The sequence below is a fragment of the Streptomyces sp. NPDC005752 genome, assembly GCF_040630715.1.
Taxonomy (GTDB): Bacteria; Actinomycetota; Actinomycetes; order Streptomycetales; family Streptomycetaceae; genus Streptomyces.
Window position 1 is genome coordinate 52,824 of the sequence record NZ_JBEXYB010000030.1, and the last position, 13,845, is coordinate 66,668.

At 70.5% G+C, this 13,845-nt stretch carries 15 protein-coding genes; 10 read left to right on the forward strand and 5 right to left on the reverse strand.

What is annotated here, in order from left to right; all coding sequences use genetic code 11:
- Nucleotides 1–172 precede the first annotated feature (172 nt).
- Entirely contained in the window at nt 173–757 is a 585-nt protein-coding gene (locus tag ABZ441_RS24300; RefSeq protein ID WP_358977781.1) for a hypothetical protein, read from the reverse strand.
- 342 nt (nt 758–1,099) lie between these two features.
- On the opposite strand from ABZ441_RS24300, the gene ABZ441_RS24305 reads away from it, so the two are divergent.
- The 4 genes from ABZ441_RS24305 (at nt 1,100) to ABZ441_RS24320 (ending at nt 4,199) form a co-directional block, all read left to right on the forward strand.
- The gene (locus ABZ441_RS24305; RefSeq protein WP_358977783.1) at nt 1,100–1,444 is read left to right on the forward strand and encodes a MerR family transcriptional regulator; all 345 of its coding nucleotides are present in this window, start codon (nt 1,100–1,102) and stop codon (nt 1,442–1,444) included.
- Nucleotides 1,445–1,750: 306 nt separating this feature from the next.
- Nucleotides 1,751–1,954 carry a cold-shock protein gene (locus ABZ441_RS24310; RefSeq protein WP_014155340.1) on the forward strand — a complete coding sequence of 68 codons (204 nt, stop codon included), beginning with the start codon at nt 1,751–1,753 and terminating at the stop codon, nt 1,952–1,954.
- 303 nt (nt 1,955–2,257) lie between these two features.
- Nucleotides 2,258–3,826 carry a DEAD/DEAH box helicase gene (locus ABZ441_RS24315; RefSeq protein WP_358977786.1) on the forward strand — a complete coding sequence of 523 codons (1,569 nt, stop codon included), beginning with the start codon at nt 2,258–2,260 and terminating at the stop codon, nt 3,824–3,826.
- Between the two features lie 64 nt (nt 3,827–3,890).
- Nucleotides 3,891–4,199 (forward strand): SCO5918 family protein, encoded by a 309-nt coding sequence (locus ABZ441_RS24320; protein ID WP_358977787.1) that lies wholly within the window; start codon nt 3,891–3,893, stop codon nt 4,197–4,199.
- A gap of 78 nt (nt 4,200–4,277) precedes the next feature.
- Here the strand turns inward: ABZ441_RS24320 and ABZ441_RS24325 are convergent, their stop codons facing one another.
- Nucleotides 4,278–5,186 carry a zinc-binding dehydrogenase gene (locus ABZ441_RS24325; protein WP_358977789.1) on the reverse strand — a complete coding sequence of 303 codons (909 nt, stop codon included), beginning with the start codon at nt 5,184–5,186 and terminating at the stop codon, nt 4,278–4,280.
- 262 nt (nt 5,187–5,448) lie between these two features.
- Between ABZ441_RS24325 and ABZ441_RS24330 the strand changes: the two genes are divergently transcribed.
- Entirely contained in the window at nt 5,449–6,213 is a 765-nt protein-coding gene (locus ABZ441_RS24330; RefSeq protein WP_358977791.1) for a glucose 1-dehydrogenase, read from the forward strand.
- Between the two features lie 17 nt (nt 6,214–6,230).
- Here ABZ441_RS24330 and ABZ441_RS24335 read toward each other — a convergent pair whose 3' ends face one another.
- Nucleotides 6,231–7,142, reverse strand: a complete 912-nt coding sequence (locus ABZ441_RS24335; RefSeq protein ID WP_358977793.1) for a ScbA/BarX family gamma-butyrolactone biosynthesis protein — start codon at nt 7,140–7,142, stop codon at nt 6,231–6,233.
- Nucleotides 7,143–7,248: 106 nt separating this feature from the next.
- Between ABZ441_RS24335 and ABZ441_RS24340 the strand changes: the two genes are divergently transcribed.
- Together ABZ441_RS24340 and ABZ441_RS24345 are read left to right on the forward strand one after the other, a co-directional pair.
- Nucleotides 7,249–7,905 carry a ScbR family autoregulator-binding transcription factor gene (locus tag ABZ441_RS24340; protein WP_358977795.1) on the forward strand — a complete coding sequence of 219 codons (657 nt, stop codon included), beginning with the start codon at nt 7,249–7,251 and terminating at the stop codon, nt 7,903–7,905.
- Between the two features lie 79 nt (nt 7,906–7,984).
- Nucleotides 7,985–8,719, forward strand: coding sequence for a peptidoglycan recognition protein (locus tag ABZ441_RS24345; RefSeq protein WP_358977797.1), 735 nt, complete (start codon nt 7,985–7,987; stop codon nt 8,717–8,719).
- 18 nt (nt 8,720–8,737) lie between these two features.
- Here the strand turns inward: ABZ441_RS24345 and ABZ441_RS24350 are convergent, their stop codons facing one another.
- Nucleotides 8,738–9,103: a PH domain-containing protein gene (locus tag ABZ441_RS24350; RefSeq protein WP_358977799.1), complete on the reverse strand. Its 366-nt coding sequence runs from the start codon at nt 9,101–9,103 to the stop codon at nt 8,738–8,740.
- Between the two features lie 125 nt (nt 9,104–9,228).
- Between ABZ441_RS24350 and ABZ441_RS24355 the strand changes: the two genes are divergently transcribed.
- The gene (locus ABZ441_RS24355; RefSeq protein ID WP_358977801.1) at nt 9,229–10,107 is read left to right on the forward strand and encodes a transglycosylase family protein; all 879 of its coding nucleotides are present in this window, start codon (nt 9,229–9,231) and stop codon (nt 10,105–10,107) included.
- 84 nt (nt 10,108–10,191) lie between these two features.
- Here ABZ441_RS24355 and ABZ441_RS24360 read toward each other — a convergent pair whose 3' ends face one another.
- Nucleotides 10,192–10,410 carry a hypothetical protein gene (locus tag ABZ441_RS24360; RefSeq protein ID WP_358977803.1) on the reverse strand — a complete coding sequence of 73 codons (219 nt, stop codon included), beginning with the start codon at nt 10,408–10,410 and terminating at the stop codon, nt 10,192–10,194.
- Between the two features lie 175 nt (nt 10,411–10,585).
- Here ABZ441_RS24360 and ABZ441_RS24365 point away from each other — a divergent pair, with 175 nt between their 5' ends.
- Nucleotides 10,586–11,347, forward strand: a complete 762-nt coding sequence (locus tag ABZ441_RS24365; protein WP_358977805.1) for an HAD-IA family hydrolase — start codon at nt 10,586–10,588, stop codon at nt 11,345–11,347.
- The gene (locus tag ABZ441_RS24370) at nt 11,347–13,776 is read left to right on the forward strand and encodes a glycosyl hydrolase family 65 protein (RefSeq protein ID WP_358977807.1); all 2,430 of its coding nucleotides are present in this window, start codon (nt 11,347–11,349) and stop codon (nt 13,774–13,776) included. The genes ABZ441_RS24365 and ABZ441_RS24370 overlap by 1 nt, the downstream gene beginning before the upstream one ends.
- Nucleotides 13,777–13,845: the final 69 nt, after the last annotated feature.

A 13,845-nucleotide genomic window follows, 5' to 3' on the forward strand; every position in this document is an offset into this window, starting at 1 on the left:
TCAGGCTCAGGAGCAGGCCGGCCTTGGAGCTCGAGGTCTTCCTGGGCATCCGTGCGCCTCCCGTCATCGCTGCGCGTCCCCTCCGTCCACGTAACCGGCTCCGGGGCGGGTCCGCAATCGGGGGCCCTCCGGGGCGGCTGCCCGGACGCGCGGTCCGGACGGCTTCGGTGGCTCAGGCGAAGAGGAAGCCGGCCGCCGTCGCGGCCCCCACGGCCGCACCCGCTGCCGTCTGGGCCACCGAGTGGTAGCGCAGGGCCACCCGCGACCAGCACACGGCGAGGACGGCGGCGCCGGCGCACAGCCACCACAGGGAGTGCGTGACGCCGAGCAGGGCGACCACGGCCGACGCGACCGCGGAGTCGACCGAGATCTTCCAGAGCGTGTTGACCGCCAGGAGCACCGTCGTCATGACCCACAGGGAGATCATCGCGATCAGGATGCCGGGGGGTGCACCGCCGAGAACCATGATCAGCGCACCGGTGCCGAGCGAGCCCAGGATCACCAGGAAGATCGGCGCCCGCTGCGTCCTGTCCACCACGTGCCGGTCGCCCCAGGTGCCGCGACCGCGCTCCCACTCGATGTAGCCGGCGGGGACGAGGCCGGCGCACAGGGCGCCGAGGAAGCCCCAGGGGAGCCCGGTCCAGTTTCCGGCGGAGGCCAGTCCGATGCCGAGCATGCCGACGAGCAGTACATTGCGGGGCTGCAGGACGTCCGTGACCCTGCGGGCCGTCGTCGTGGTCCTGTCCGTGCCGCTCATGTTGTGTGTGCTCCGGGTCGCGCGGGCCGCGCGACCGGGCGGTGCCGGGGGCCGCGCATCAACGTAGCCCTTCACGACGGGGGATGCGTGAAGGGCTACCCATGCAGTATGACCTTTCGCGGGTCCGCGGACAACTGACCGGTCGGTCAGCCCTGTTGGGGTTGCCGTGCGATTACGGAGGGCTCCCGCCGGGGCGCCGCGCGGCAGCGGGCGCCGTGCGTGCGACGCCGGAGACCGGGGAAACCTGTTTCGGCGGCAATAGACATGTCCTATCCCTACGCCTAGGCTTTCTTGTGCAGCCAGGCCATATCGGTGGTCCGGTGCGCAGCAGAAGAGGTGCAGATGCCCCCGGAATCCCCGTCGCAAGCTTCGGACCGTCTCGACGACGACGACTACCCCGCGTACACGATGGGGCGGGCCGCCGAGATGATCGGTGCGACGCCAGGCTTCCTCAGGGCCATCGGCGAGGCGCGCCTGATCGCCCCGCTGCGCTCCGAGGGGGGCCACCGCCGCTACTCGCGTTACCAGCTGCGCATCGCGGCCCGCGCCCGGGAGCTGGTGGACGGCGGCACGCCGATCGAGTCCGCCTGCCGCATCGTCATCCTGGAGGACCAGCTCGAGGAGGCCCTGCGCCTCAACGAGCAACTGCGCCGGCCGGCGTCGGGCCGGGGTGGCACGGATTCCTGACCGGCGTGCGGGTGCATATCTGTTTCGGCGGGCACAGAAATACGCGCTATGAGCGGTGAGGGTTTATGCCGTGTGTGACGGAGTGAAGCCGTAGTGATATGGCGTACAGCTCGCTCGTACCCGAATCGTGCTACTGTTGATCTCAGTTGCAGTTGTGGTTCCCAAAACTTCAAGTGCACTCACCTGTCATCACTTCGGTGGGCGCACTTTTGTATTTCCGGTCTCTTCCGGACGGGGCAATCATTTGCGGCGACGTAGGGCTCGCACAGTGTGGGCCCACGGGCAACGCCCCGAAGGAGATTAGACATGGCTACCGGTACCGTGAAGTGGTTCAACTCGGAAAAGGGCTTCGGCTTCATCGAGCAGGAGGGTGGCGGCGCTGACGTGTTCGCCCACTACTCGAACATCGCCGCCCAGGGCTTCCGCGAGCTCCAGGAAGGCCAGAAGGTGAACTTCGACGTCACGCAGGGCCAGAAGGGCCCGCAGGCGGAGAACATCACCCCCGCCTGATCACACAGGCGTACGGCGCAGCTGGGGCCCGCACCTTCGGGTGCGGGCCCCAGCTCGTTGCGTTTTCCCGGCCGCTGCCAGGGGCGTCGCACCGAGTGGGTAATTCCCGGTGTGTGCGCGAGGCGCGGTGCATCACTGCAGTCATATGGAGTGCCGAATCCTGCTGGTTCATCCGGCGGACGCATTCCGTTATTCGATATTTCACCGGCTCGTTCTTGCGATTCTTGATTCCTGGCGCCGTACATGGCTGCAGCCGCCCGGAAGAATCCCTCGATACGTGCCATTCGAGGGAAAGGTTCTCCATTGAACCGCGATCGCACATCTCGCACGAACGACCGATTCTCCAGGACGCGCTCCGGGGGATCCGCCGGCAGCCGTACCGCCAACGGATTCCGCTCGGCGGGATCCGGCCGGCCGGGCGCCCCGGGTTCGCAGGGCCGCTCCGGGGGACCGAAGCGCTCCGGCGGCTACGGCCGCCGCTCCTCCGCCGTCACGGGTGAGTTCGCCCTGCCGGTGACCATCACCCCCGCCCTGCCCGCCGCGGAGTCCTTCGCGGACCTGGACATGCCCGCGCCGCTGCTGGCGGCGCTCGCCTCCGAAGGCATGTCGGTGCCGTTCCCGATCCAGGCGGCCACCCTGCCGAACTCGCTCGCCGGACGGGACGTCCTCGGCCGGGGACGCACGGGATCGGGCAAGACGCTCGCCTTCGGCCTGGCCCTGCTGGCCCGCACCGCGGGCAACCGCGCCGACGCGCGCCGTCCGCTCGCCCTGGTCCTCGTCCCCACCCGGGAACTGGCCCAGCAGGTCACCGACGCGCTCACCCCGTACGCCCGGTCCCTCAGGCTCCGGCTGGCCACGGTCGTCGGCGGCATGTCGATCGGCCGCCAGGCCAGCGCGCTGCGCGGCGGCGCCGAAGTCGTGGTCGCCACTCCGGGCCGGCTCAAGGACCTCATCGAGCGCGGCGACTGCAAGCTCGACCGGGTCGCCATCACCGTCCTCGACGAGGCCGACCAGATGGCCGACATGGGCTTCATGCCGCAGGTCACCGAGCTGCTGGACCAGGTCGGCCCCGACGGCCAGCGGATGCTGTTCTCGGCCACCCTGGACCGCAACGTGGACCTGCTGGTCCGCCGCTACCTGAACGACCCGGTCGTCCACTCGGTGGACCCCGCCGCCGGCGCGGTGACGACGATGGAGCACCACGTGCTCTACGTCCAGGGCGCCGACAAGTACGCGACGACGACGGAGATCGCCGCCCGCGAAGGCCGGGTGATCATGTTCCTGGACACCAAGCACGCGGTGGACAAGCTCACCGACCACCTCCTGCACAGCGGTGTGCGGGCGGCCGCTCTGCACGGCGGTAAGTCGCAGCCGCAGCGGACCCGCACCCTCGACCGGTTCAAGACCGGTCATGTCACGGTGCTGGTCGCCACGAACGTCGCCGCACGGGGCATCCACGTCGACAACCTCGACCTGGTCGTCAACGTCGACCCGCCCAGCGACCACAAGGACTACCTGCACCGTGGCGGGCGTACCGCGCGCGCCGGGGAGTCCGGCAGTGTCGTCACGCTCGTGCTGCCCAACCAGCGCCGCGAGATGACCCGGCTGATGGCCGACGCCGGTATCACGCCGCAGGTCGCCCAGGTCCGCTCCGGCGAGGCCGAGCTCAACCGCATCACCGGAGCACAGGCACCGTCGGGTGTGCCCGTCACGATCACCTCGCCGGTGTCGGAGCGCCCCAAGGGCAACGGTTCCGGGCCTCGCGGCCGACGAGGTGCGCGTCCCGGCCAGGGCCGCCGTTCCAACGCCAACACCGCTACGCCGCAGGCGCGTGCCGCCGCAGCGCAGCGCCGGACCAACAAGGCCGCGTAGTCGTCCGGCCGGACCTCCGGCCGACCGTTTCCCGCATTTACCGCGACCATCCTGTTGAGGCACCATGCGCTGTGTCATCGCCCGTTTCCCCTTCGACCTCTTCAAGAACGAGGTCGAGGACTCCATGAAGGGCGTCAAGCCCGAGCCCGTCACCGGTGACGCGGTGGTCATCAGCCGCCGTGTCTATCCCGTCAAGCAGGTCGGCGAGATCATCACCCGCCAGGACCGCAGGGACTTCACCGCCGGCGAGGTGACCAGGGCGCTGTCGCGTCTCGGCTTCACCTGCCGCCCGGCGGAGGCGCCCGCGCCCGCGGCGCCCCTCACTCCACTGGAGAACGCGTCCGCCCTGCTCGGGACGCCCGGCGACGCCTGAGGCGTCGCGCTTCGACGCACCGCACCCCCCGAGGCCGTCCGGCCTCGGGGGGTGCGGTGCGTCCGGGCCGTGGCCCGCTCAGGGTGTCAGGATCAGCTTCCCGGTGGTCCGGCGTGCGAGCAGGTCCTCATGGGCGCGACGGGCATCGGCGAGCGGGTAGCTGCCGCCGGGTACGGGCTTGAGGCGGCCCTCGGCGACCAGGGCGAAGAGCTCCTTGAGGGGACCGCTCACCGCGCCCGGAGCGGCGAGGGCCGGGCGTAGCCAGAATCCGACGACGGAGGCGTTGAGCCGGCCCAGCCGGCCCGGATCGACCGGGGTGAAGCCGGTGCGGTCGGCGTTGCCGTAGGTCACCAGGCGGCCGTACGACGCCAAGGAGTCCAGGGCCCGGTCGAAGAGGTCTCCGCCGACGGCGTCCAGGACGACGTCCGCCTTCTCCGCCAGGGGGTAGCTGATCACCGCGTCCGCGCCCAGGTCCAGGACGAGCCGCTCCTTGGCCGGGGCGGAGACCTGGGCGAGTACCCGGCCCGCTCCGAACTCCCGGGCCAGCTGGACGGCGAGGCTGCCGACACCTCCCGCCGCGGAGTGCACGACGACGGTCTCGCCCCGCTGCAGGCGGGCCGACGACCGCAGCAGGTGCCAGGCCGTCAGCCCCTGCATCATCAGGGCGAGCGCCTGTGCGGCGCCGAGCTCCTCGGGGATGTCCAGGACCGCGGACTCCTTGGCGGTCACCTGCTCCGCGTACCCGTGCGAGACCCGGGCCAGCACCCGCCTGCCGTCCGGGGTGCGGCCCACGACCTCGCTGCCCGGGACGTACGGCAGGGCGTCGGCGCCGAGGTAGGAGCCGTCCACCTGATGGGTGTCCGCGAAGTTCACCCCTGCGGCCTCGACGGTGAGGAGCACCTCCCCGGGCCCGGGCACGGGGGCGGACAGTTCCACGGTGCGGAGCACTTCTGGACCACCGAAGCGGTCGAACTGGACAGCGAGCATGCCGCACGGTATCGCAGGCCCCTCCGGGCAGGCGGCGGAGTCGGTGCTCCGCTGCCGGTATTTCATGAGGAGAGTCGCCAAAACAGTACAAACGGTTTGTTATGGCGGTGACCCTGCGTCGGGGTCCGGGGGCATGGAACGGGCACTCCCCGCCGTAACGCCCGGCCCCCCGTACGCCCCGGAGCCGTGGCGGTCCGGGGCAGGACCGGGCGGTACGGAAACGCCCGTGGCCGCGGCGCGGAGGGCCTGCGAGACTGCGGCCATGAGCGATCTTCTCCACGACAGAGTCGTCCTGATCACCGGGGCGAGCAGCGGAATCGGTGCGGCGGCGGCGCGGGTGTTCTCCGAGGAGGGCGCGACGGTCGTCCTGGCGGCGCGCAGGGAGGACCGACTGGCGTCGCTGGTGGCCGAACTGCGGGACAAGGGTGCCCAGGCGTCCTACGTCGTCTGTGACGTCACGGTGGCGCAGGACGCCGCCCGCGCCGTCGGCTTCGCGGTCGACACCTACGGACGGCTGGACTCGGCCTTCAACAACGCGGGACTCGGAGGCGACCGAACTCCCCTGCACCTCATGGGTGATGACGTCTACGACGCGGTCATGGACGTCAATGTGCGCGGTGTCTGGAACTGCCTCCGGCACGAGATCGCGGCCATGCTGACGAACGCGGGCGACTGCTCCATCGTGAACAACAGCAGTGTGGGCGGCCTGGTTGCCATACCGGCGGCCGCTCCCTACATAGCGGCCAAGCACGCTGTCGTGGGTCTCACCAGGGCCGCTGCGGACGAGTACGCCCAACAGGGCATCAGGGTCAACGCGGTGGCGCCCGGCACCACCCGCAGCGAGATCACGGCCGACTGGTTCGGACGCAATCCGGGCCTGGAGGAGATGGTCAACAGCCGTACGCCGCAGGGCCGCACGGCCGAGCCGGAGGAGATCGCCAACGCCGTCGCCTGGCTGCTCAGCGACCGTTGCCCCTTCCTCACCGGCACGGTGATGCCGGTGGACGGCGGCTTCATCAACCAGTAAGGGCGCCCGGTCGCCCGTCAGCCGCAGGGTCCGCTCAGCCGGCTCCGGAAGACCGTTTCCCCGTCCTGTGTCGCCGTGACCAGGACCGAGGTCTCCCCGGGGACGGCGGGCAGGACCTCCGCCCCGATCCAGCAGGGGCGGTCGAACTCGGCGTAGCGTTCGAACACGCTGGTGACAGTGGTCGATTCGAAGCTCGCCGGGAACAGGGCGGCGTTGGCAGCCTGTTGGGCCGCTTCCATGAGGGCGAGCCCCGGGACGTGGTCGACCGGGTGGTCGTACAGCACCTCGTTGTCCACGTCGTTGCGCAGCTGCCAGTGACGGGGCCCTTCACCGGCCGACAGGGCTACCTCGACGGGTGCGCTCCTGCCGACGGTGCGGTGATCGACCGGAGCGGGCAGTGGCCATGCGTTCCAGTCGACGTTGAAGTGCTCGCCACGGAGCCGGCGGTATACGCGGGTGGAGAGCCAGCCGAATTCGGAATCCGCGCGGGCCACCGTGCTGTCACCCTGGAGTATGCGGAACTCCATGTCGAGTGAACTGACCTTCTTCCCGCGCTTCTTGGCATTCTTGACGGTGACCTCGACGGCAAGGTCGCAGGACGCGTCAGGGGGTACTGCGAACCCGGGTGTGACGGTGAAGTCGAAGTAGCTCAGCACGGTGTGATCGGACAGGGGTGCGCCGTAAGCCGCATGCGCGATGGTCAGACCACTCTGCCGGACGGTCTGTGTGAGCATCCGCTGGTCGTAGGCGAGGTCGCCGACGGGGGCCGGCCACCTGGCGGACAGCGAGAACTCGCCATCTTCCCTGCGCCACCAAGACGTGAGGAGAACCATGTCGGAACGTCCCAGGTGGACGTACTCCTTGCGGATGCCGTCCCGCCCCTCGGCTGCGGAGAGCGGGGGATGCGGAACAGCGGGTATGTCGGGCACGGCCCTCCCGGGACATGGCGCAAAATAGGTGTTACGGCGCTGATATGATACCGGCTAACCGGTACTTTTTGAAGCAGCGTCATGCACGTTCAAAGGGGAGCGCGAGTTGGCACGACAGCAACGGGCGATCCGCACGCGCCGAATCTTTTTGCAAGCCGCTGCCGAGGTCTTCGACGAGCACGGCTACGACGCAGCCACCATCGCCGCGATCCTCGACCGGGCCGGTCTCACGCGGGGCGCCCTCTACTTCCACTTCACGTCGAAGGAAGAGCTGGCCCGTGGTGTCCTCCAGGAGGCGGTGACCTCGGACGGGGTCACTCCGCAGACCTTCAAACTGCAGGAGTGGGTGGACATGGCTCTCCTGCTCGCTTACCGGCTGCCACGGGAACCCCTGCTCAGCGCCTCGATCCGGCTGTCCGTCGACCCGCGGGCGCGCGGACTCTTCGGCACCCGCTGGCCGGACTGGATCGCTCTCGGGACGGAGATGCTGACCGAGGCCAAGGAGCGCGGGGAGCTGCTTCCGCACGTCGATCCGGAGGCCACGTCCCGGCTGGTCGTCGGGGCATGGACAGGGGTTCAGCTGGTGACCGAGTCCATGGCCGAGCCGCCGGACCTGGTCGCCGAGATATCCGCACTCTTCGAGCTCATCCTCCCCAACAACGCGGTACCCGGTGTGCTGGCCCGGCTGGACACGTCCCCGCACCGCGCGGCACGGATCATGGAGCAGCAGGCGGTGGCCGCTTCCTGGCCGCCCGTGCGGTGACACGCGGCACGCTGCCACATGTCACCCGATCGGGCGCGTGGCGCCTGCGACGTTGCTGGTCAGCGCGCATGGTGGCCCTATGTGGCTTCGCCGAACAGCCGTGTGCGCCATGGTCGTACCGCTGGCCTTCCTGGTCCTCAGGGACGCGCCGGTGCGGCTGGGCGCACCCGAGCACGCCACCGCGAAGCAGGCCGCTCCGGGCGGGGCCCCGCGGCCCGCGATCGTCAGCCGGGCGCAGTGGCACGCGGACGAGAGCTTGGTGAAGGAGGACGCGGTGTACACGGGGACGGTGAAGGCCGTCTTCGTCCATCACACCGGTCACACCAACAGGTACGACTGCGCCGACGCCCCCAGGATGCTCCGGGCCATGGAGGAGATGCACGTACGGGGCGAGGGCTGGGACGACATCGGCTACAACTTCGTCGTCGACCGCTGCGGGACCATCTACGAGGGCCGGGCGGGCGGCGTCGGGCGCTCCGTGCGAGGAGCCCACACCACCGGGTTCAACGCGCACAGCGTGGGGATCGCGGCCCTCGGCACCTTCGGCCCCGGCGTGCCGGTGCCCAAGGCGCTCATCGAGGGGATCGCGAGGGTGGGCGCGTGGAAACTGGACCGCACCGTCGACCCGCGGGGCTTCGTGCGGATGGTCTCGACGAACGACGACAGCCTGTACGAGCGCGGCGAGGTCGTCCACCTCCACGCCGTGGCCGGCCACCGCGACACCTTCCAGACGTACTGCCCCGGCGAAGCGCTCTACGCGGCACTGCCCGCTGTCCGGGCCGCGATGGCCGGACTGCGGGACGTGAAGCGGTAGCGGACCACGGGGCGGCCCTCAGCGCGCGACGTACTGGGTGAGGACTGCCTGCACCTCGTAGATGTCGACTCCCTTGGTGAACGTCTTCTGGATCGGGGTGGCGGAGCCCGAGATCCAGATCTTGAGCTCGGCGTCCAGATCGAAGGTGCCCGCCGTCTCCACCGCGAAGTGCGTGATGCTCCGGTACGGGACGGAGTGGTACTCCACCTTCTTGCCGGTGATCCCCTGCTTGTCGATGAGGACGAGCCTGCGGTCGGTGAAGAGAATCGTGTCGCGGATCAGCAGATACGCGGCGTGCACCTGCTCCCCGTGCCCGAGAAGCCGCGCGTAGTCACGCTGCGCGGCAGCCGGATCGACGGTGTGCGCGTTACCGAACAGTGCCATGAGATGCCCCCCACCCGAGTGAATGTGCGGGCGTTGAACGCGTCAAAGCCCAGGGAAAAGCATATCGGCGGCTTATCTGTTCGTGCCCTTGCACACCATCCGGAGCACAGCGGAGGAATACCGTCATGCCGGCATCACCCCTCGCCAAGCGGCCCGTCGAATCGGTGCTCGCACTTCTGCTCGTACTCCTGAGCGTGCTGGGCCTCTCCGGCCGCAGCGCCGCGGACTCCCCGGCCCAAGCCCCCGTCCAGGCGGCGCCGGCCCCGGCCGCCCCCGTCCGGGCCGCCGTCGCGCCGACCGTCACCGCGCCGACCGTCGCGGCCGGTACGGACTGGGACCGCATCGCCGAGTGCGAGAGCAGCGGCCGCTGGAACATCAACACCGGCAACGGCTACCACGGCGGACTGCAGTTCGCCCCCTCCACCTGGCGGGCCTACGGCGGCGGGCAGTACGCACCCCGCGCCGACCTCGCCACCCGGTCCGAGCAGATCGCGGTCGGTGAACGCGTCGCCCGCTCCCAGGGAATGGGCGCCTGGCCCACTTGCGGTCGCCTCGGTGCAGGCGGTTCGTCGAACTCGTCCTCCTCGTCGTCCGCCCCGTCCGGCAGCGTCGACCGGAACGACACGGCACAGTCGGCCCCGCAGCGGGAGTCGTCCGGCACCTCCGCCGGCAGCGCGTCGTCCGGAGGTAGCGCGTCCGGCAGCTCGTCGTCCGGCAGCTCGTCGTCCGGCAGCTCGGCGTCCGGTGACGAAACGGGCAACGGGAACGGCAACGGGAGCAGCAGCGGGAACAGCAGCGCATCCGACAGCGGCGTCGCGCAGCATTCCGAGGACCTGACCGACGCGGAGACGTACGTCGTCGAGAAGGGCGACTGCCTCTCGGTGATCGCGGAGCGGGCGGACGTGTCCGGCGGCTGGCACGCGCTGTACGAACTGAACCGTGAGGTGCTCGACCAGGGACCGCACCTCGTCTTCCCCGGTCAGCGCATCCGCCTGGACGCCTGAGCCATGGCACCCACCGCGAGGTGCACGCGCCGCCCGGAAGAGGCGGGCCCCGCTGTTCGGATCAGGTCCGACCGCGAACGCCCCTCACCGGCCGACGGAGCCCGCGTCCCGGGCAGCGCCGGACGATGCACCGGACTCCGCCTCGTAGCTGTGGCACTCAGGGTTGTGACACGGTCCGGGTCCCCAGTGCGGGACGAAGATGCCGAGGGTCTTGTGCCGCGCCAGCGTGGTCGCGACGGGCTGCTTGCAGGCCGGACACACGTACTCCGCCTGTCTGTCGCTCTGAAGCTTGGTTCTGGCCATGGTTTTACGGTAGCTCCGAAGGGGACGTAGAGAAACTTTTGCGACTTTTTACCGGGGGAGCCGCGAGAACCTGCCGTTCCAGCGGCGGATTCGCCCCGGTGGCCACAAGGAGCGGTCCGGACAGGAACCTGGTGCCATGGAACGGGGGACGCCTCGACGAAGGGACCACCCGGTCATGGCACGCGCACCGTCACCGGCCTCAGTCCTGCTCTCCGTTCACGCCGTGGTCTTCGACACGGACGGCGTGATCACCGACTCCGCTCCGGCGCACGCCGCGGCCTGGAAAAAGGCCTTCGACGCCTGTCTGGACACCCACGAAGGGCAGCGGCCGTTCGACGGGAAGGAGGACTACCGGCGCTACGTCGACGGAAGGTCACGCAAGGACGGCGCCGCCGCCTTCCTCGCGTCCAGGGGGCTCGACCTCCCCGAAGGCAGCCCCGACGACTCCCCGGGCACGGGGACGGTGTGGGCCGTCGCCGCGCGCAAGGACGAGGCGTTCACCCGGAGCCTGCGTACCCGTCCGATCGCGGTCTGGCCAGGTACGGTCCGCCTCCTGCACGTGCTGCACGACGCCCGTGTGCCGTTCGCCGCCGCGTCGGCGTCCCGGCACGCGACCGAGCTGCTGGCCGGGGCGGGTCTCCTCGACCTGTTCACGGCGGTCGTCGACGGCAACGAGGCACACCGTCTGGAGCTGCCGGGCAAACCGGACCCGGCCCTGTTCACCGAGACGGCCCGGCGCCTGGGCGTCCCGCCCGGGGACACCGCCGTCGTGGAGGACGCGCTGGCAGGGGTGGAGGCGGGCCGGCGCGGTGGTTTCGGGCTGGTCGTCGGCGTGGACCGGTCGGACAGCCCCCAGGGCGCCGCGGATCTGCGCCGTCACGGTGCCGACCTCGTGGTGGCCGACCCGGGGGACCTGCTCATCGACGGGGAGGACTGATGGCGCGCGGCTGGATATGGGCGTACGAGGGATACGACCCGGAGAAGGAGCGGCTGCGCGAGGCGCTGTGCACCCTCGGCAACGGCTACTTCGCCACCAGGGGAGCCGCGCCCGAGACACCTGCGGGCGAGTCGCACTACCCGGGTACGTATGTGGCCGGCTGCTACAACCGGCTGACCTCCTCCGTCCAGGGCCGCCAGGTCGAGAACGAGGACATGGTCAACCTTCCCGACTGGCTGCCGCTGCGCTACCGCATCCGTCCCGCCGGCGCCCGCCCCGGCCCGTGGCTCACCCCCGACCACGAGCACCTCGTCGACCACCGGCAGTCGCTCGACCTGCGTGCCGGGACGCTGTACCGGCACTCGGTGTACGAGGACCGCAAGGGCCGGCGGCTGACGGTCGGGCAGGAGCGACTGGTGCACATGGGCGACCCCCATCTCGCCGCGCTGCACACCGTGTTCACCGCCGAGGGCTGGTCGGGGGAGCTGGAGGTGGAGTCGGGGATCGACGGTGACGTGCGCAACGCGGGAGTCGCGCGCTACCGGGAGCTCGCCAACCGACACCTCGCCGGGTGGGAGACGGGCGCGGAGCCGGAGCAGGCGGTGTGGCTGCGCTGCCGCACGGTGGAGTCGGACATCGGTGTCGCGCTGGCCGCCCGCACCGTGGCCTCCTGCGGTCCGGAACGCAACGGCGAGCACCGGGCCGAACCCCGGCAGGAACCGCGCGCGGTCCATCAGACGCTGCTGCTCCCGCTGTCCCCGGACTCCGGCGCGGTCGTCGACAAGACGGTCGCTCTCTTCACCTCCCGGGACCCGGCGATCGGCAGCCCGCTGCGGGCCGCCGTGTCCGCGGTCGAAGGCGCTCCGCCGTACGCCCGGCTGCTGGCCTCGCACCGCCGGGCCTGGGCGGATCTGTGGCAGCAGGTCAAGCTCGAGGTGCCGGGCGAGCCCGGACGCATCCTGCGGCTGCACCTCTTCCACGTGCTCCAGACCCTTTCCCCGCACACCGCGGAACTCGATGTCGGCGTGCCCGCCAGAGGGCTGCACGGGGAGGCGTACCGCGGGCACGTCTTCTGGGACGAGCTGTTCGTCCTGCCCTTCCTGAACCTGCATCTCCCGGAGATCTCCAGGGGGTTGCTCGACTACCGCCACCGGCGGCTCCCCGCGGCCTGCGCCGCCGCGCGCGCGGTCGGCAGGGCCGGGGCGATGTATCCGTGGCAGAGCGCCGACGAGGGACGCGAGGAGACCCAGGAGGTCCATCTCAACCCCCGCTCAGGACACTGGCTGCCCGACCGGTCACGGCTGCAGCACCATGTCGGGACGGCGGTGGCGTACAACGTGTGGCAGTACTGCCAGGCGACCGGAGACACGGAGTACCTCTACTCCAAGGGCGCCGAGATGCTGATGCAGATCGCCCGCTTCTGGGCGGACAGCGCCGAGTGGGACGAGACCGTCGGGCGCTACCGCATCCGGGGTGTCGTCGGGCCCGACGAGTACCACGACGCCTATCCGGACTCCGACGCGGCGGGGCTGGACGACAACACGTACACGAACGTGACGGCGGCCTGGGTGCTCGCACGGGCCGGTGAGCTCTGCCGCGACCTGCCCCCGAGCCGTCGCCGCCAGCTCCTCGAACTGATCCGGCTGGACCCGGCGGAACTGGACCGCTGGGACGACGTCTCCCGACGGCTCCACGTGCCCCACCACCGCGGTGTCATCAGCCAGTTCGACCGGTACGGGGATCTGGCGGAGCTGGACTGGGAGGGGTACCGGGGGCGGTACGGGGACATCCGGCGCCTCGACCGGATCCTGGAGGCGGAGGGTGACACCGTCAACCGTTACCAGGCGTCGAAGCAGGCCGACGTGCTGATGCTCGGCTACCTCTTCTCACCCAAGGAACTCGCCGCGCTGTTCCGGCGGCTGGGCCACGAACTCGACGACGAGACCTGGCGGGCCACCGTCGACTACTACGTGGGACGCACGAGCCACGGCTCCACGCTCAGCTCCCTCGTCCACGCCTGGGTGCTCGCCCGGGTGCACCGCGACGACGCATGGGCGTACTGCGAGGAGGCGCTGATCGGCGACGTGGCCGACATCCAGGGTGGTACGACGGAGGAAGGCATCCACCTCGGGGCCATGGCGGGCACCCTCGACTTCGTGCAGCGCGGGATGACGGGCCTGGAGACGCGTGGCGACGCCCTGTGGCTCGCGCCGGCCACGCTGCCCCAGCTCTCGAAGTTCCGGATGCGGCTCCGGTTCCGCCGGCACTGGGACGTCGACCTGCGCCTGCGGGCCGAGCGTCTGCGGATCGCCGTGCCGGACTCGGAGCGCCCGGGTGTACGGGTCCGGCTGGACGGCAGCGCGTACGTCGTCGACCCGGGTACGGCGCGGTGGCTGGAGCTGCCGACCGACATGCCCGGAGGTTCGTGAACGGCCGTGCCGACGCGGCCGGTCCATTTCAGGAAGTCCGGTTCAGGGGTCCGGTTCAGGGGTCCGGTT